This is a genomic window from Kolteria novifilia (assembly GCA_007748055.1).
GTDB lineage: Bacteria > Planctomycetota > Planctomycetia > Kolteriales > Kolteriaceae > Kolteria > Kolteria novifilia.
Map to the genome: position 1 here is coordinate 5,186,075 of CP036279.1, position 21,127 is coordinate 5,207,201.

At 63.3% G+C, this 21,127-nt stretch carries 5 protein-coding genes; 3 read left to right on the forward strand and 2 right to left on the reverse strand.

Features of this window, described 5'->3' with window-relative positions; translation table 11 throughout:
* The first annotated feature begins 141 nt into the window (after nt 1–141).
* Nucleotides 142–1,512 carry a WD40 domain-containing protein gene (locus Pan216_RS19030; RefSeq protein WP_419192722.1) on the forward strand — a complete coding sequence of 457 codons (1,371 nt, stop codon included), beginning with the start codon at nt 142–144 and terminating at the stop codon, nt 1,510–1,512.
* A 927-nt stretch (nt 1,513–2,439) separates the two neighbouring features.
* Nucleotides 2,440–15,192 (forward strand): SdrD B-like domain-containing protein, encoded by a 12,753-nt coding sequence (locus Pan216_RS19035; RefSeq protein WP_145260361.1) that lies wholly within the window; start codon nt 2,440–2,442, stop codon nt 15,190–15,192.
* A gap of 278 nt (nt 15,193–15,470) precedes the next feature.
* Here Pan216_RS19035 and dxs read toward each other — a convergent pair whose 3' ends face one another.
* Nucleotides 15,471–17,402: a 1-deoxy-D-xylulose-5-phosphate synthase gene (gene dxs / locus Pan216_RS19040; protein ID WP_419192723.1), complete on the reverse strand. Its 1,932-nt coding sequence runs from the start codon at nt 17,400–17,402 to the stop codon at nt 15,471–15,473.
* Entirely contained in the window at nt 17,402–18,292 is an 891-nt protein-coding gene (locus Pan216_RS19045; protein WP_145260365.1) for a polyprenyl synthetase family protein, read from the reverse strand. Before Pan216_RS19045 ends, dxs begins: the two co-directional genes overlap by 1 nt.
* 596 nt (nt 18,293–18,888) lie before the next feature.
* Between Pan216_RS19045 and Pan216_RS19050 the strand changes: the two genes are divergently transcribed.
* A complete protein-coding gene (locus Pan216_RS19050) occupies nt 18,889–20,661 on the forward strand; it encodes a DEAD/DEAH box helicase (RefSeq protein ID WP_145260366.1) in 1,773 nt (590 codons plus the stop codon).
* Nucleotides 20,662–21,127: the final 466 nt, after the last annotated feature.

A 21,127-nucleotide genomic window follows, 5' to 3' on the forward strand; every position in this document is an offset into this window, starting at 1 on the left:
CCAGGCCGGAATTCGACCATCCGCCAAGACTTCGCCAACCCCGTCAGGCAATGGCCTGACCTACGGAAAAAACTCGTCGGGTGGATCTCGACCCACCCCATGAAATCGACGTTCGGCGTGAACACGCCGCGGAGCCGCATCATGAGACAGCCCCTGATCATCGCGATCGCCACCCTGCTCTCCTTCACCGGAGGCCTCGTGGCTGACGGAGCCAAGAAGCCAAGCGACGCGAAGGTCAGCTTTAAACGCGACATCGCCCCGATCTTCGCGAAGCACTGCGTCGGCTGCCACAATCCCGACAAGGCCGAGGGAGGCTACGACATGAGCACCTTCGCCGCGATCATGAAGGGCGGCAAGAAGGGCAAGGAGGTCCTCCCGGGCGAGCCTTACGAAAGCCGACTCGTCCTCATGATGTACGGCGACGAGACGCCCGAAATGCCTCAGGAAGCCGACCTCCTTCCCGAGAAGGTCGTCGCCAAGGTCGACCGTTGGGTCAAGCAAGGTGCTGCCTTCGACGGCCCCGATCCGACGATGTCGCTCAGCCGACTGCTTGAGCCAAGCGACGATCTCGCCAATCTCGATCTCTCGAAGCCGGTGGCGACCACCGCCCTGGCCCTGCGACCGGATGGCAAACAGCTCGCCGTTGGCGGCTTGCACGGCATCACCCTTTGGGAAGTCCCCTCGGGAAAGTATCTCGGCCGGTTCCCGACCGACGGCGAACGGATCTTCTCGCTGGAGTACAGCGCCGACGGCAAGCAGTTACTCCACTCGGGAGGCACCCCAGGACGCGTCGGCGAAGTGATCCTTTGGGACGTCGCCAAGCGAAAGCTCATCAAACGGCTGCACGACGGCGATGACGTCATCTTCGCGACGGCACTCCGCCCTGACGGCAAAGAAGTGGCGGTCGGAGAGACGACCGGAAAACTGCGACTCTTCCGCACGGCCGACGGCAAGCAGCTCCGTGAAGTGAAACCGCACAACGACTGGATCCTCGACGTCGCCTACTCGCCCGACGGCAAGTTCCTGCTCACCGGGGCTCGCGACAAGACCGCCCAACTCTGGGACGCCAAGAAAGGCGAGCTGCTCTCGGTCTACTCCGATCAGGGGGAAGGCGTTTTCGGCGTCGGCTTCAGCGGCGATGGCAAGCAAGCCTTCTCGACGGGGATCAACCGCCGCTTGCACACCTGGGACGCGACCAAGGGGGGCAAGCAGGTTCGGGCCGAGTCGGCGGGCGGGGAGATCTATTCCCTGGCGACCACGGCCGACGGCAAGCTCGTCTTCACCTCCGGGAGCGACCGCTTGGTCAAGTCTTGGGATACCGCCAGCGGCAAGGCGCAGAAGACGTTCAAAGGTCACGCGACCCCGGTCTACTCCGTCGCGGTGAGTCGTGACGGCAAGACTCTCGCCTCCGGCGACGCGAAGGGAGAGGTTCGCCTCTGGGACGCCAGCACCGCCAAGGAGACGCTCAAGTTCGTCGCCGTGCCGCCGAAGGAAGAGAAGGCGGAGAAATAGGCGAGGCCACCACAAGCCTCTGTTGGGATCTGGCCGTCATATCACCACTCAGGCCAGCCCAGGTTGATTCAACCTGGGCCGACGCCGTCGGCAAGACGTCTCGGGAACGATGATGTTGAGAGCCGATGGATCTCGTCTGGATCGGTCGCGAAGCAACCGGGGCTTGCCAGAAGCTAGAAATCGGAAGAAGAAGCCCCCTCTTACTCCCCCTTGGACAAGGCCTAACTCCCCCTTGGACATGGGTGAGCAACAAGAGTGCCCCTTGGACAAGGGGTGACTACAACAGGGGGGGTCTTCCTTCTTCCTCTCACTCAGGTCCGGCAAGAAGTCGCGGACTCCGTGCCGAGTCAACCGACACCGCGTACCTGCTGGCCGTTGGCAAACGACGCGCTTCGTTCGCACCAGTCCACTCTGGGAATTATCATTTCGATACTCTTTCCGGGAGTCCTTTGACGGGCGACACAATTCTCTCATTTCAGTACAGGTTAAATACCGACTCTCCGATTGCGACAGATTCCCTATTCCGGCAATCAGTTCGGCACGGCGATCCGACTTCCCTTGGCTGACATCGCCGATGAACTCCAGGGACACTCGCTGAGCGAACCCACTCGTCGGCAACTCCTACCCTGACACAACGCCCCAACCACCCACCAACAACCTATCATATTATCAGCATTCATCTTACGAACAAGTAACCCAAGAGGCCCTGGGCGAAGTCCAGGGTTCACCCCATACGACTCGACTCCGAAGGAAGTCCTGCTCCGTGGCAAAGAGCGAGAAGGCTCTGCTCACCACCAAGCTCCAAAAGCATGGTCCCAACAATGCTCTTCTTGCATCTCAATAGCTATTCAAATGCCCTTTCTGGCATAGCGTTTGCGTCCACTCCTCACAGCCGCTAATTCCATTACCACTTGGATGAACAAACCAATGCTTAGCTCCTTCACCTCGAAGCGTCGCCCTCAGCATCGCATTGCTTCAACCAAGAGGGCCTTCTTCCCTTCGCCCGCTCGGCGGCAGTTCCCTTCGTTCGATTGTCTCGAGGACCGTCTCGCTCCGGCGGCCGACCCGATCACCAGCATTTCCGCGATCGGTGATACCTTCATTGGAGATGCCGTCGAGTTCAGCGTCACGTTCGACAACCAGCCCAACGCTGATCCGGGCTCCGACGTCGGCTACGGCCCCTTTGTCGACATCTTTCTTCCAACTTCGGGTGGCGATGGGGACGGCGACGGGCTCTCCTTCGACACGGCGACCTACCTAGGAACCGACATCACGACGTTCACGTTCACCTACGACGGTGTCAATCGGATCGAACACCCACTCGCCACGAACCCGGATGGATCACCGCTCGAGATCGATCCGAGCTCGTTCGGCTACCAGGAGGGGGACCAGTTCGTGGTCCTCCAACTCCCCTTCGGCAGCTTCACTGGCGATCAACCGCCGGCGCCGATCGTCGTCTCGGCTCAACTGAGTGAACTCGCGAACTTGAACACTCCCTTGGAAGTCGGGACGCGCGGCGGTTTTCAGTTCGGACTCGATCCGCTCGACAACCCGGCGACCGATTCGACCATCGCCGCCGACACCCTCGCCACGTCGACCGTCAACCCGACCATCATCACCCTCACCAAGTCGAACGACGCGCCCGAAAGCGAAACGGCGACCGGACCGAACTTTCCGCGTCGTTTCCGTCTGGACGTCGATATCGCCGACGGACAAACCCTCGGCGTCGCGGGCGATCCCAGCAACGACTTCGTCCTGACCGACTATCTGCCCAATAACATCCAGTACTTGCGAGTGGTCGACGGTTCGCCCGGCTACTCGGTCGACCAGGAACCTTCCCTGACCGGACCGTCGTCCGCCCCCGACAACGAGTTGATCGTCTCCTGGGACAGCATCAACTCGGACGTCTTCGTCGAGTTCGAGTTCTACGTGCCACTCGAGGACGCCAATGGCGATCGGGTCTTGTCGCCGACGACCGGCGCGAGCAACATCTCCGAGAACGAGGCCGAAGCCGAGGGCCTTTGGACCCCGATTGACACCGACGACGCCCCCGAGGTCGCGACCGCGACCGACACCGATACGTTGGTCGATCGCTCCATCGCTATTCAAAAGACCTCCAGCATCGTGGTCGACAACGGGGTCGAGGGCCTGAGCCCGACCGATGTCCTCGAGTACACGATCCGCTTTCAGGTCTCCGACTACTTCGCGTTCGACGATGTTCAGATCATCGACACGCTCACCGATGGGCAAACCCTCGACATGAGCTTCGCTCCCGTGCTCACCTACATCGAACATGGTGACAGCGACACCCAGGCCTTCGATCAATCGGACCCGACCGTCGTCAATACCAACGGCGACATCGAGACGACCTACGCCAACTACGTCGTCAACGAGCGATTTGGATCGAACCCCGGCTCCGATGGCGCGACGGAGATCACCTTCGACGTCGCCGGCCTTCTCGGATCCGGCGCGTTCGCCACGCACGACAGTCGGCTTCTGGGCGGCTTGATTCCGACCACGGGCGTCGGCGCCGGCAACGAGCCGGACGATGCCGACTTCGACGCTGGCGCCACCACCGGCGTGCTGACCTTCCGCTCCATCGTCAACGAGGCCTACCGCATCGACTTCCCGTCCGGCGACGCGCCGCTCGACTCCGGCGACCGGATCGGCAACGACGTCACCATCGAGGGGGATGTCCTCGACAACGAGGACGCGACCACCCCGACCGGAGGCACCGCGGTCGATACCAGTAGCGTCGAGTTGACGATCGTCGATGGCGCGCTCACCAAGAAGATCTACGCTCACCAGGACTCCAACGCGGCTTCGCCGGTGATCCTGCCCGCCGGCTACTCCGATCCGGAGGAGGCCGATCCGTCGACGCTCTACGTCGTCAAACCGGGCGATCTGCTCACCTACCGTCTGACCGCGACGATGTCGATCACCGATGTCGAGCAATTGACACTCGAGGACTTCCTGCCGCTGCCGATTTTCGACGCCACGAGCATCTCGACTACGTTCGATGCTTCCGTCGACGCCATCGTTCCCGGCGAAGGCCAAGCCAAGTATGGTCCACTCGACACGTTCAGTGAGATCTACGACCGCGACCCGGGCGCCGGGGTCATCAATACCCCGGAGATCGTCATCGATCCCCTGGCCAACAGCGTGTCGTTCGTCTTCGGCGACTTCAACACCGACGATCTCGAGCCCCGCGTCGTCGACATCCTCTTCACCGTGAGGGTGAGCGAGGATCCCTTCGCCGACAACCTCGCCCTCACCAACCAGGTACAGCGCAGCGAGCAAACCACCCAGGAGGAGACGCTCACCTCGACCGACATCATCCAGGTGACGTTGTCCGAACCGGACGTCGAGATCACCAAGGGCATCGTCTCCTCGTCGAAGGCGTCGGCCGAGTACAGCTTGCCGCAAGTCGGCCCCAGCGGGGTGACCTGGGCCGATCCCGGAACCAGCGGCACGCCGTTCACCAACACCGTCCACTCCGACGGACTCGCCGCGGCGCCCGTCGACAGCGACATCAGCGATCTCGATGCCGGCGACTTGGTTCGCTTCGCCATCGTCGTCGAGAACCAAGGTTCCTCCACCAACGGCGCCTTCGACGTCACGATCGCCGACACCTTGCCCACCGGCTTCGAAGTTCCCCCGGGCGGACTCAACTTCTCCGTCGTCGACGGTGCCGGCAATCCGCTCGCGTTCACCGAACTCGATGGCGGCAGCGGTCAGGGGCTCGACCTCTTTGGCAGCGGCATCCGGCTCGACGACGGCTCCGCCGGCAGCCTTGCCGGCGCCGATCCGACCAGTGGTCGGAACATCGCGGTGATCACCTACGACCTTCGGGTCGCCGATGTCGCCGAGGTCGAGTCGGTCCTGACCAACACCGCCACTTTGGCGAACTACGCGGGCGTCGAGAGCGGCCCCAACCACGTCCCCGATGGACGCAGTGACGACGCGACCGCCGACACCACTTCTCCAGAACTCACCAAGACGGTGATCGCCACCAACCGGACCGAGACCGACGCCTCGCAGCACGATCCGTCACTCGGGGATGTCGCGGTCGGCGAGGAAGTGACCTACGAGTTGGTCGTCACGCTGCCCGAAGGGACGAGTCCCAGCCTGGTCGTCACGGACCAACTCCCCTTCACACCCGGCGACGAAGGGGTGCTCGAGTACGTCTCCGCGAGTGTCGTCTCGGTCGGTGCCAACATCGCCGCGACCAATCCAAACCCCGTCGCCGTGCTGAGTGACGCGAGCTCCGACGGCTTGATCGACACGATCGAGTTCGACTTCGGCAGCACGGTCAACACCTTCGACAATGTCGCCGACGCCAACGACCAGATCGTCATCCACGTCACCGCCCTGCTCGTCGACGTCTCGCAGAACAGCGACGGCGACGTGCTCGTCAACGAGGGAACGCTCGACTACGGCAATGGCACGACCACCGCGACCGCCAGCATCGACGTGGTCGAGCCGGAGCTGCAAATCACCAAAACCGCCGACGTCTCCAGTGCCGACGCCGGCGACACCATCACCTATACCCTGGACATCCATCACCACAGTGGCTCGACGCTCGATGCCTACGACCTGGTGGTCGAGGACTTGATCGACGATCCGAACCTCATCCTCGTCTCGGGTTCGGTCACCACCGACCGTGGCGTGATCGTCATCGGCAACGGCCCTTCGGACACGACGATTCAAGTTGACGTGCCCCAACTCGACCTCGGCGACACCATCCAGATCACCTATGAAGTGACCGTCGGCCCCGGAGCCCAGCCGGGCGTCATCCTCGAGAACACCGCGACGCTCGACTGGGACAACCTCTCCGGACCAGGCGGTCGCTCGGGGAATTCGCAGAACACCGAGGAGGTCAGCGGCGCCACGCCCGAGCTAGAGAAGACCGTCGTCGCCACGTCCGTCTCCAACACCGCTCAAGGTGAGAACGATCCGAGCATCGAAGACCTCGCGATCGGCGAGACCGTCACCTACCGGATCGTCGCGACGATCCCCGAGGGAACCGACAGCAACGTCACCATCCAGGACGTTCTGCCGAGTTCCGCCGGCCTGCTCGAGTTCGCCTCGCTCAGTCCTCTTTCGGTGACGATCGTCTCGATCGGTGCGAACCTGGTGGCCGACAACCCGAACCCGACGCCAACGCTGTCGACAACCAATCGGGCCGACGACACCGTCCGTTGGTCCTTCGGAAACATCATCAACAATCCGGACCAACAAGTCACCGACGATGACCGCATCATCCTCGAGGTGACCGCGATCGTCGTCGACGACGCCGCCAACCAGGGTGGTGTCGTCCTCGTCAACACGGCGTCCTACACCAACGACTTTGCCACCATCGACGCCTCCGCCGAGGTCGAGATCGTCGCGCCGCTCCTCAACCTGGCCAAGACGGGCGACCGGACCGAGACCGATGCCGGCGACGTCGTCACCTACACCTTGACGCTCGACCACGCCGACGCGTCGACGCAGGACGCCTTCGACGTCCGCATCACCGACCTGCTTTCCGATCCGGGACTCACGCTCGTGGCCGGTTCGGTCACGACGTCCGCCGGAACGATCAACCAAGGAAACAACGGCGGCGATACCGCGATCAAGGTCCTCGTCGACGAACTCCTTCTTGGAGAAACAGTCACCATCACCTACGAGGCGGTCGTCGCCAATTCCGTCCAGCCCGGTCAAACGATCACCAATGACGCCGACGTCGCCTGGTTCTCCATCTCCGGTGGCGGACGTCAAGGAGACGCGACCGACAGCCACAGTGTCGACGCGGCTGGCGTCGAGTTCACCAAATCGGTCTTCTCCACATCGCTGACCGAAACGGGCCAGGGCCAACACGACCCGAGTATCGAGGATGTCGCCGTCGGCGAAGAGGTCACCTTTGAACTCGTCGTGACGCTCCCCGAGGGAATGATCGACGATGTCACCATCACCGATCTCTTGCCTTCGGCTCCCGGCGTGCTCGAGTTCGTCTCCGCGAGTGTCGTCCGCGTCGGCAGCCAGCTCGGCCCCGATGTCAGCGGCACCGCCTTCGTGCTCTCGACGACCAATCGCACCGACGACACCATCACTTGGGACTTCGGCGACCTCGTCAACACGCCCGACAACGTCAGTGATCCCGAGGACCAGATCGTCCTGCACGTCACCGCCCTCGTCGCCAATGATCCGTCCAACGCCGACGGCGACCAACTGACCAACACCGCCACCTACGCCGACGCGCTGACCAGCGCGGTCGACACCGCCGACGTCGAAGTGGTCGAACCGAAACTGCACATCGACAAGACGTCGACCGTCACCCTCGCCGATGCCGGCGACATCGTGACCTATGAAGTGACGATCAGCCATACGGCAGCGTCGAGCTCCGCCGCCTACGACTTGACCATCATCGACGACTTGCTCGCCTCGCAAGGGACCGACAAGCTCAACCTCGTCGCCGGCTCGGTCACCACCTCGCAAGGCACCATCCAAACCGGCAACGGTGTCGGCGACGGGACCATCGAAATCGCCGTGCCCGTCTACGAACTTGGCGACGCCCCGATCGTCATCACCTACCAGGCTCAACTGAACAACTCGGTCAACCCCGCCGGGGACACGGTGGTCAACACCGCCGAAGTCGGTTACGCCAGCACTCCCGACGCCAACGGTCGAACCGACAACTCCGACGACAACCACACGATCAGCATCCCCCAGACCACGGTCCAGATCGCCAAAGCCGTCTTCTCCACCTCCGCGACGGAAACCGACTCGAGCCGGTTCGACCCGGCCATCCCCGACGTCACGATCGGTGAAGTCGTCACCTACCGCGTGACCACCACGTTGCCACACGGCACTTACGCCAATCCGGTGATCATCGCCGATCTCTTGCCAAGTCTCTTCTCGATCGTCGATGTCGCGAGCGACGTCCGGGTCGTCAGCGTCGGCGACGCCATCACGCTGTCGGCACCGATCGACATCGTCGGCGACGACACCAACATCGACGGCTTCACCGATTCCTTCATCGCCACCATCCAGGTCGACTCGGTCGACGCCCTCACCCCCGGACGTCCCATCGACGATGACCAGATCGTCTTCGAGATCGACGCGTTGGTCCTCGACGTCGTCGCCAACGCCGACGGTGACCTCAAAACCAACGAAGCAACCGTCGAGTTCGCCGGGACCTCCGACAGCGCCACCGCCGACGTCGAGATCGTCGAACCCAACCTCGACCTCGAGAAGATCGTCACCAGCACCACCGGCGATGGTGTCATCGACTACCAGATCACCTTCGTCAACACTGGGGAGATGGCGGCTTACGACGTCTTGCTCACCGACTTGATGCCGGCCGGACTCACCCTCGATCCAGCAAGCGTCACCGTCTCCACCCAGGGCGGCGTCACCACGCCCGACGTCAACGCCGACCCGAGTCAGTTCACCGTCGCCATCGCCGAGGTGCCGCTCAACGGGATGGTCACGATCGACTTCACCACGACCGTCGCCAACGGCACCGTTCCCGTCAACAACGCCAACTTGGTCTACTCCAATCTCTCCGGTGCCGAAGCCAACGAACGCGAATACAACACCGCCGACGATGTCGCCGTCGCCGCGATCGGCGACACCATTTTCCTCGATCGCGACGGCGACCAGGTCCAGGATGCCGACGAGCCCGGCATCGCGGGGGTCACCGTCACCCTCGTCGACCCCGGCCCCAACGGAACCTTCGGCGACGGCGACGACATCTCCGTCGTCACCACGACCGACGCGAACGGGGAATACTCCTTCGTCGGTCTGCCCGCCGGCGACTACCGCGTCACGCCGAGCGGTCTTCCGGCCGGACTGACCCAGACCTTTGAGATTGACGATCCCGGTCCCGCGAATCTCGACGGCACCTCGGAGATCACCTTCGCCGCCGACACTATCCGAGGCGATGTCGACTTCGGTTACCAGGGAGCCGCCTCCGTCGGCGACTACGTTTGGTTCGACTTTGATGGCGACGGCGTCCAAGACGGCGACGAACCCGGACTCGCGAATGTCGTGGTCGAGTTGGTTTGGACCCAGTCGGACGGTTCGACCTTCACCTTCGAAACGACCACCGATGCAGACGGCGGCTACCTTTTCGACAACCTCCCCGCGGGACAGTACACCGTGCGGGTCGCTCCGACCACGCTTCCCGCCGACCTCGACGTTCCCAGTGCCGACCCCGATGGCGGCGATGACCATGAAGCGTCCTTCGTCCTCGCCGCCGACGAGGAGAACCTCGACCAGGACTTTGGCTATGTCGGTCCTTTCACCCTCGGCGACTTTGTCTGGAACGACCTCAATGGGGACGGCATTCAAGACGCGGGCGAACCGGGACTCGCGGGCATCGACGTCGAGGTGCGGTTCGCGGGCCTCGATGGAATCCTCAACACCGCCGACGACCTCGTCCGTTCAACCACGACACTCCCCGACGGCTCCTACGAGTTCATCGACCTCGTCCCCGGAGACTACGTCATCGAGATCGACGCCAGCGACCTGCCTGGCGGCATGACTCCGACCGCCGACACCGACGACGCCGCCGCGGTGATCGACGGCATCGCCAACATCACCCTCGCGACCGATCGCACCGACATCGACTTCGGCTTCACCGGCACCGGCAGCATTGGCGACTTCCTCTGGAACGACGTCAATGGCGACGGCATCCAAGACAGCGGTGAACCGGGACTACCCGGCGTCACCATCGACCTGAGTTGGGCCGGCCAAGACGGCATCCAGGGCAATGATGACGATGTCGTCTTCCAAACCACGACCGACCAGAACGGCAACTACACATTCACCAACCTGCCCGAGGGCAACTACGTCGTCGATGTCGACGAGGCGACCCTCCCCGGCAACCTTGGACTCACCACCGCCAGCGATCCGGTGACCGTCGATCTCACCCCCGGCGAGGGCTACACCGACGCCGACTTCGGCTACATCGGTGACGTCACCATCGGCGATCGCGTCTGGCACGACCGCGATGGCGACGGTATCGAGGACGCCGACGAGACCGGACTGCCCGGCGTCACCGTGAGTCTCACCTGGTTCGGCGCCGACGGCGTTCTGGGCGGTGGCGACGACACCACCTACGAGCGGATCACCGACGCCGATGGCAACTACCTCTTCGACGGACTCCCCGAGGGCGACTTCCAAGTCTCCGTCGACGCCTCCTCGCTCCCGGCCGACCTCGCGCTCACGACCAGCAACGACCCGAGCCTCCTCTCCCTCTCAGCCGGCGGCTCCGACCTTGACGTCGACTTCGGTTACCAGGGTGCCGCCTCCATCGGCGACTTCCTCTGGTTCGACTTCAACGCCGACGGCATCCAAGACGCCGGAGAGCCGGGCATCCCGAACGTCGCTGTCTCGATCGAGTGGACCAAGAGCGACGGCTCGACCTTCACCTTCGAAACGACCACCGACGCCGACGGCGGCTACCTGGTCGACAACCTTGTCGAAGGCGACTACACCGTCACCATCGACACCACGACACTGCCCTCCGGGCTGAGCGTCATCACCGCCGATCCCAATGGTGGTGACGACAGTGTCTCGGCGCTGACGTTGGCCTCCAACGTAGACAACCTCGATCAGGACTTCGGCTATTCCGGCACCCTCTCGATCGGCGACTTCGTCTGGTACGACCTCAACGGGGACGGCATTCAAGACACGGGCGAACCGGGACTCGCGGGCATTACCGTCGACCTCGTCTTCACCGGCTTCGACGGCATCCTCGGTAACGCCGACGACGTCCTCATCACGACGACCACCGACGCCAACGGTAACTATTCCTTTGAGAACCTGCCCGAAGGCGACTACGAGATCACGGTCGACGCCAGCGACCTGCCTGGCGGCATGACTCCGACCGCCGACACCGACGACGCCGCCGCGGTGATCGACGGCATCGCCAACATCACCCTCGCGACCGATCGCACCGACATCGACTTCGGCTTCACCGGCACCGGCAGCATTGGCGACTTCCTCTGGAACGACGTCAATGGCGACGGCATCCAAGACAGCGGTGAACCGGGACTACCCGGCGTCACCATCGACCTGAGTTGGGCCGGCCAAGACGGCATCCAGGGCAATGATGACGATGTCGTCTTCCAAACCACGACCGACCAGAACGGCAACTACACATTCACCAACCTGCCCGAGGGCAACTACGTCGTCGATGTCGACGAGGCGACCCTCCCCGGCAACCTTGGACTCACCACCGCCAGCGATCCGGTGACCATCGATCTCACCCCCGGCGAGGGCTACACCGACGCCGACTTCGGCTACATCGGTGACGTCACCATCGGCGATCGCGTCTGGCACGACCGCGATGGCGACGGTATCGAGGACGCCGACGAGACCGGACTGCCCGGCGTCACCGTGAGTCTCACCTGGTTCGGCGCCGACGGCGTTCTGGGCGGTGGCGACGACACCACCTACGAGCGGATCACCGACGCCGATGGCAACTACCTCTTCGACGGACTCCCCGAGGGCGACTTCCAAGTCTCCGTCGACGCCTCCTCGCTCCCGGCCGACCTCGCGCTCACGACCAGCAACGACCCGAGCCTCCTCTCCCTCTCAGCCGGCGGCGACGACCTTGACGTCGACTTCGGTTACCAGGGTGCCGCCTCCATCGGCGACTTCCTCTGGTTCGACTTCAACGCCGACGGCATCCAAGACGCCGGAGAGCCGGGCATCCCGAACGTCGCTGTCTCGATCGAGTGGACCAAGAGCGACGGCTCGACCTTCACCTTCGAAACGACCACCGACGCCGACGGCGGCTACCTGGTCGACAACCTTGTCGAAGGCGACTACACCGTCACCATCGACACCACGACACTGCCCGCCGACTTGCAGGTGCCCAGCTTCGATCCCGACGGCGGCGACGACAACCAATCGTCACTCTCGATCGGCTCGCAAGAGGAGAACCTCGACCAGGACTTTGGCTACCTCGGCCCCTATACCCTGGGTGACTCCGTCTGGTTCGACGTCAACGGCGATGGCGTCCAGGATGCTGATGAGCCGGGACTCGCGGGCATTGGCATCGAACTCGTCTACGCCGGCTTCGACGGCATCCTCGGCAACGACGACGACCTGACGCTGTCGACCACGACCGATTCCGAGGGCAACTACCTCTTTGAAGGGCTTACCTCGGGCAAGTACCAGATCATCGTTCAGACGGCCGATCTTCCCCTTGGCGTGGAAGTCACCGCCGACACCGACGACTCGGCAGTCGCTCTCGACGGCATCGCCAACATCACCCTCGCGACCGATCGCACCGACATCGATTTCGGCTTCACCGGCACCCGCAGCATTGGCGACTTCGTCTGGCTCGACATCAACGGCGACGGCAACCAAGACGACGGGGAACCGGGCATCTCCGGCGTGTCGGTCGATCTCGTCTTCGTCGGCCAGGACGGTACTTTCGGCACGGCCGATGACGTCTCCTACCGGACGACGACCGACCAGGAAGGGAGCTACCTCTTCGACCAACTCGCCGCTGGAGACTTCCGCGTCGAGGTCGTCAGCTCGAGTCTTCCCGATGGTGTCACACTCACGACGAACAACGAACCCCTCCGCGTCGACCTCGAGGCGGGAGAGGACTACCTCGCGGCCGATTTCGGCTTTCAGGGCGAGGGCGCGATCGGCGACTTCGTCTGGCTCGATCGGAACGGAGACGGGATCCAAGATCCCCAGGAACCGGGCCTGCCCGGCGTGGTCGTCGAACTGGTCTGGTTCGGCGCCGACGGGATCGCCGGCAGTGGGGACGACGCCACGTTCGAGCTATCGACCGGTCCCGGCGGCGAGTACACCTTCACCGGCCTGCCCGAGGGTGACTACCGCGTCGCGATCGACGCGACCACTCTGCCAGCCGGGGTGACGCTGACGACCGCCAACGACCCGACGGAACTGACGCTTCCCGCCGGGACGATCAATCGCGACGTCGACTTCGGCTACCAAGGCCAAGGGATCGTGGGCGACGTCATCTGGTTCGACGTCGATGGCGATGGAATCCAGGATGCGGGCGAACCCGGCTTGGCCGATGTCCCGGTCACGCTGGAGTGGACGATGTCGGACGGGTCGACCTTCGTCTTTGAAACCACGACCGACGCCGATGGGCAATACGTCTTTGATGGCTTGGTCGAAGGTGACTATGTTGTTCGCGTTGACGCTCAGAGCTTGCCGACCGGCATCAGCGACCCGACGGCCGATCCCGACGGCGGGGTTACCCACGAGTCGCGACTCACGCTGCGGGTCGGCCAAAGCGACTTGGACCAGGACTTTGGCTACACCGGCGGCGGATCCATCGGCGATCTCGTCTGGGTCGACACCAACGCCGACGGCATCGTCTCGGCGAACGAGACCGGACTGGGTGGCGTCGACATCACCCTGCGATGGAGTGGCTTCGACAACGTTCTGGGGACCGATGATGACACGATCTTAACCACCACGACCGACGCCCAGGGCGCGTATCAGTTCGACAACCTCGCTCCGGGCGTCTACAGCATCGTCGTCGACCTCGAGACGGTCCCAGCGACGATGTCGGCGACCTACGATCTCACCGGGCCGGTCGACGGCGAAGCTCAGATCACGCTCCAAAACGGCGAGAGCAACCTCGTCGTCGACTTTGGCTTCGCCGAGGAGATCGTCGAGCTTCCCACGCCAACGCCGCTTGAGCCAGGCCTTCCAACACCTGTCGCTCCCGAGAATCCGACGCCAGTGGTTCCGGGAACTCCGACGCCAATCATCCCGCCCACGCCGCTGGTTCCGGGCAATCCGTCGACGCCGACGCCGGTCTTCCCAACGGGCACGCCCGACCTTCCGGTGGGGATTGTGGCGACGCCGCCCACGGTGGCGCGAACGGAGACATTCGTGGCGCGTCGCGATCGTTTCCGCTCCGCGGACGACCTTCGCGGGACGGCCAAGCTCTCGGGATATGTCTACGTCGATCTGAATAAGGATGGACAACGCGACGCCGACGAGCCGGGCATCGCGGGCGTGCAACTCGTCCTCAACGGCAGCGCGATCCGCACCGCGGTCACCGATCAGGACGGCCGCTTCACGTTCCAGGACTTGCCCGCCGGCGATTTCCGCCTTCGGGAACTTCAGCCGAGTGGCTACGTCGACGGAAAGGACCGCATCGGTGATCAAGGGGGTAAGGACGATGGCGGCGATACCCTGCTCGACATCAGCCTGCGTCAAGGCCAACACGGGCAGTACAACAACTTCGGGGAGTTCGAACCCGATCGGTTCGTGAACGCTTCGGACGTCAACTTCCGCATGCAGGGCGTCGGCACGGAGCCGACCACCGAGGCCGCCGAGGAAGGCGAAGGGTCGTCCAAGAGCGAGTCGGGCGAGAAGCCCTCCAACGAGGACACTCCCCAGGATGCGAGCGATCCTCAGGAGACCATCGACTCGACGGGCGAGCCGACCAACGAGCAAGAGAGTCCAACTTCAGATGACACCGATTTGTCACTGCGATGGCCGGAACTCAACGCGTTCGACTTCGACGAGGAACTCTCGACCGCGCTCACCGACATCGTCATGGGCGAAGATGACTCTGAAGGCCTTTCTCCCAGCGGCACGCTCGCGCTGTGCGTCGCCGGCTTGGCCACGCTTCACGCCCGCAATGGAATGAAGAAAAAGGACGAGTCCTCGAAGACGTCGATCTAGCCGCGACGCTCCGTGGAACAAAGACGATCCGACGTGTCGAGAAATTGTTCTGTTTGGAGGAATTTCGGAGAGGAATCGGACCTTATTCGCTCGAAAGATGCGTTCTCTTGTCGATTTCGATCCCAAATCGGGGAGTCCGCTTGTCCCCAAACGGCTCCCTCCACATCGAATCCGGCGCCGCCGACCAAGAAGTGGCGAGTAGCCATTCGGAATCTCACCGCGAGTTGCTACGATCGCGGGTTGGACGGGATTCCGAACGGCGGGCAACGAGATCCGGCCTAGCCGACTTGCTTGCAGCTATTGACCTCTTCGAGCGAGTTTTCCTTAGGGCCGAATAGGGCGGCCAACTCGCGGGCCTTCGCGGCAAGACTCGGCGCGTCGATGCCGACTTCGGCAAGCTGCTCCTTGCGTTCGGCATGGAGAATCCAATCATCGGGGATGCCGCAGCGATAGACGTGGTTCGCGGCGATTCCCTCTTCGCAGGCCGCCTCGAGCACCGCGCTGCCGAAGCCGCCGACAACGGTCCCTTCCTCGACCGTCATGACGAACGGCAACTCGGAAACCGCCTTGAGAATGGTCCGCTTATCGAGTGGCTTGATGAAGCGGGCGTTGATGACACCGACGTCGAAGCCCTCCTCGCGAAGGATCTCCGCCGCCTCGACCGCCTCGCCGAACATCGAGCCGATGGCGATGATGCAGCCATCGGTTCCCCACTCGTAGACCTCTGCCTGGCCCATTTCGATCGGGCACGCGGCTCGCTCGATCTGCGCCGGGGCGGCCTTGGGATACCGCAGCGATACCGGGCAATCCTGTTTCAGGGCGAATTCGAGCATCGGCTGAACGTCGGACGCGTCCCCGGGGGCCATGACGACCATGTTCGGGAAGATCCGCATGTAGGGGATGTCGAAGGTACCGTGGTGCGTCGGCCCGTCGGGACCGGTGAAGCCCGCGCGGTCGAGACAGAAGGTGACCGGGAGATTCTGCAGCGCGACCTCTTGGAAGATCTGGTCGAAGGACCGCTGCAGGAAGGTCGAGTAGATCGCCACGATCGGCCGGGCGCCGACCTTCGCCATGCCGGCGGCGAACGCCACGGCGTGCGATTCGCAGATGCCGGTGTCGAAGAACTGGTCGGGGAACTCCTCGCGCGAGCGTTCGAGCTTGTTGCCCTGGCACATCGCCGCGGTCATCACGCAGACCTTCTTGTCGGACGCGAGTTGCTCGCGGATTGCGTCGCTGACGAGGTTGGTGAAGTTGACCGACTTCGACTTGCGGAGCGAGATGACCCCGTTCTCGACCTTCTCGAAGACCGGCGGCGTGTGGAACGTCACCGGATCCTCGCTGGCCGAGGCGATGCCGTGCCCCTTTTCGGTCAGCACGTGCAGCAGCGTCGGGCCGGGCTGCTCCTTAACCATCTGTAGGTATTCGCGGAGCGTCTTGATGTCGTGGCCGTCGACCGGACCGACGTACTGGAAGCCAAGCTGCTCGAAGAGCATACCGCCGTAGACGCCCGCCTTGACCATGTCCTTGAGCGAGGTCCAAGCCCGTTCGAAGGAATGGCCGACGAGCGGCAACTTGTGCAGCGCCTCGTCGAGTTGACACTTGACGTCGTGAAACATCGGGGCCATGCGGGCCTTGTCGAGCGACTTGGCGACCCCCCCGACGCGCGGGCAAATCGACATCTGGTTGTCATTGAGGACCACGACCAACTCGCGGTTGAGTTCCGCGGCGTTGTTCATCGCCTCGTAGACGATCCCCGAGGGGAAGGCGCCGTCGCCGATGACCGCGACCGACTTGCGTTCGGGGCGTCCCATCAACTCATCGCCCATCTTCAATCCCAGCGCGGTCGAGACGCTGCAGCCGGCGTGGCCGGTCATGAAGAGGTCGTAGGGACTCTCGTCGGGATTGGGGTAACCCATGAGGCCGCCTCGAGTACGGATCGAGGCGAACTGCTCGTGACGGCCGGTGATCAGTTTGTGGGGATAGATCTGGTGACCGGTGTCCCAGATCAAGCGATCGCGGGCGAAGTCGAAGGTCAAGTGCAGCGCGAGCGTCAACTCGACGACGCCGAGGTTGCTCGCGAAGTGGACCGATCGAGATTCGAGCGGCTGGCAGAGGGTTTCGCGAATCTCCTGTGCGAGAGAGCACAGCTCGTCATCCGTGAGCGTTCGAAGATCCGCCGGTGACTCAATCCTTGAGAGCAATGAACCCATCAATGATCCCTTTCCACAATGAAATCAGCCAGCGAGGCGAGCCGATGCCCGGCCGGCCCCAAGGGTGCGAGGTGCTCCCGCGCTTCGCGAACGAGTACTCTGGCTCGATCTCGACTTTCGTCCACCCCCAACAGGGAGGGATATGTTCGTTTTCCGGCCGCGGAGTCCTTCCCGACCTCTTTGCCGACCGCCTCGGCACTTCCCTCGACATCGAGCAAATCGTCGGCGATCTGGAACGCCAACCCGATGCGCTGTCCGTAGGCCGTCAGTCCATCCAATCGCTCTTGATCGGTTCCGGAGACCAGTCCCCCCAAACGTAGGCAAACCGTCAGCAACGCACCGGTTTTTCTCGAATGCAGCGACTCGAGCCAGTCGAGCGTCCCCTCCCCCTCGGGCGGATGCAGATCGTCCACTTGCCCCCCGACCATGCCCGGCGCCCCGGCCGCGTGGGCCAGCTCCGCCACGCACTTGCCGGCGACCACCGGCGGCTCGATCGTCGCCAGCAACCCGAAGGCCTGCGTCAACAAGGCGTCACCCGCCAAGATCGCGGTCGCTTCGTCGAACTGACGATGGCATGTCGGACGCCCGCGACGCAGGTCGTCGTCGTCCATCGCGGGCAGATCGTCGTGAATCAGTGAATACGTGTGAATCATTTCGACCGCGCAAGCGGCCGGCATCGCCTTGTCCAGCGCCCCCATGCAAGCATCGGCGGCCAACAGCACCAGCAGCGGTCGTAGCCGCTTCCCGCCCGCGAAAAGGCTATATCGCATCGCCTCGCGAAGCAATCCCGGCGCCTGGTAGTCCTCCCCCAGGTACCGATCAAGCGCGTGGTCGACCCGCTCGCTCCAAGAACGCATCAAGTCGGCAAGTGAGTCTGTCGCCACTTTCATGTCTTCATCTCGATGAGCCAAGCCCGGCGGGCGGTTCCCTGTCGGGGAGCAACCCATGGCCGATGGTTCGCCGAGCCCAACGCTCGTCGAAGTGGTTCAGAGAGACCAATGCCCTCCGAAGTGCACCGACAAGTCCACCACTCGCCGACGCGACCATGAAGTTACTGTGCCGAGGTGGGGCAAAGCGACCCTATTTTTACGGCTTGAACTCTGGGCGACAATCGCAATCCTTTCTTCCGCATCGACTTCGAGCGGTCCTGTGACTCCTTTGACTGACCCTCTCCCCTCCTATTCTATGCAACCGATACGACCGTTAGACTGCCGGCCGTCCCGCCACCTTGTATCCCTAAGCCCTTTTGCCAACGTGCGATGCCCTTCCGCGCGGAAAAGTTTCTCCATCCTGTCCGCTCTCGTCGCTCCACCCGGCGCGATTCGCCCAGATCGACGTCTTTACCGAAGCTGCGCGGGCCTCTCGACCGATAAGCCCGAGGAGGCTCCGCGCGGAGGCGATTTCCCAAGCGATTTCCTCCCCCGCGCTGGTTTTCAACAGCGGAGGCCATGGACACGGCCTCCCAGGCACGACCATTGAGGGTAGAGTGCACGATCAGATTCGCCACGAAGAGACTCGCGAGATCGCTCCGGAACGCTCCCCACAGCAGCCCCCTACCGCGATCGAACTCCACGTCCGCTCGTTCGATGACGACACGGCCCTTGACCCCGCGACCGCCAACCCGACGCTCCCGCGACCGAACTCTCCCGGCGAGATCGCTCCGCCGGACATCTCGACCCTTTCCATGCCGAGTGTCCTCTTGCACCGGCAGCGGCTGGCGCGGCCTCCGGTCAACGTCTCAACCCTTCGCTTCGCCCAGGGCATGGTCCAAAAGCACGCGGCCACGAAGGACGAGGATCGCCCCAAGCGGCCCTCGAAGCCGAGCCCCAAACTGCCGCGCTCGGCGCCGCCGGACGGCCTGCCACTGCGGGACAGGCTGCAATCGGTGTTGCAGCCGCCGCTGAACGTCTTGCTCTCGGACAACCGGCTCTGGCTTCCGTTTGAGCCCTTCCCCTACCAGTACGAGGGGATCAACTTCCTCTCCCAAGCCTGGTCGGCGATCCTCGCGGACGAGATGGGACTGGGCAAAACGATGCAGACCATTCTCGCAATGAGACTTCTCCTTCGCAGTGGCTCGGTCACCTCCGTCCTGCTCGTCTGCCCCAAGCCGCTCGTGACCAACTGGCTGCGCGAGTTCGCCCTCTGGGCCGAGGAACTGCCGATCCTGACGGTCTCCGGCAGCACCGCCAAACGCCGCAACGCCTGGATTCACGACCGCACCCCGATCAAGATCACCAACTACGAGAGCTTGACGCGCGACGAGGATCTCTTCCGTGAGGGTTACGCACAGTTCGACGTCGTGGTTCTCGACGAGGCGCAGCGGATCAAGAACATCGACTCGAAGACCTCGCGCATCGTCCGCTCGATTCGCCGCAAGCGTAGCTGGGCCCTCACCGGGACTCCGGTCGAGAATCAGGCCAGCGACCTGGCGAGCCTGCTCGACTTTGTCCACCAGCGGCCTTGCATGCTCGATCGTAACGACCTCCTGCGCGACGCGGTCGGGGCGGTTCTCCTGCGCCGCACCAAGGAGATGGTGCACGAGGACATGCCCAAATGCCTCGTCCGCGATACCTACGTCGACCTGACACCCGCGCAGCGCAGCCGGTACGAGGAAGCCGAAAAGGAGGGAGTCTTCAAGCTCAACGATCTCGGCGAGGAGGTGACGATCGAGCACGTCTTCGACCTGATCCGCCGGCTCAAGCAGATCTGTAACTACGACCCGGTCACCCGCGACAGCGCCAAGGCGCAGACCGTCAAAGCCGACATGGAGGAGATCGCCGCGTCAGGCCGCAAGGCGATTCTCTTTTCGCAATGGGTCGAGACGATCGACTGGCTCGAGGAGGAACTCGCCGCCTACAACCCGATGGTCTATCACGGCAAGATCCCCAGCAGCCAGCGCGACGGCGTCCTGACCGAGTTCAAGGAGAGCGACGACCGCCCGCTGCTGATGCTCAGCTACGGCACCGGGGCGGTCGGGCTGAACTTGCAATTCACCAACTACGTCTTTCTCTTTGACCGTTGGTGGAACCCCGCCATCGAGGACCAAGCGATCAACCGCGCCCACCGCGTCGGCCAGAAAGCCCCGGTCTTCGTTTCCCGCTTCATCACCCCCGACACGATCGAATCGCGCATCGCGATGGTCCTCGAGAAGAAGCGAGAACTCTTCTCCTTCCTCATCGACGACCACGAACCCGTCGGGGATACCGGGCTTTCGCGCGAGGATGTTTTCGGGTTGTTCGATTTGAAGATCGGCGGGTAGACGTTTCTTGGGGAAGATCGACGTTGTGGAGATGGCCAAACGTCGAATGCATTGCGCGGGTGGCCCAGATTGCTCGTCAATCTGGGCATGCGAAGCATGCAAGAGGCCCTTGGCAGGTGGCCCAGATTGCTCGCCAATCTGGGTACGCGTAGCGTACAAGAGGCCCCAAACAAGGTTCAACATCAATCGTCAATTGGCCGCGTCATCCGAAGGACTCTTGTGGCTGCGCCACCTCGGTTGACAAGCAACCGAGGCCACCCCGGACAAAGGAAGAAGCACACCATCCTACTCACACGCCAAGCCCGCCTGGAAAGCTTGGCGGGTGGCCCAGATTGCTCGCCAATCTGGGTACGCGCAGCGTACAAGAGGCGGGTGGCCCAGATTGCTCGCCAATCTGGGTACGCGTAGCGTACAAGAGGTGGGTGGCCCAGATTGCTCGCCAATCTGGGTACGCGTAGCGTACAAG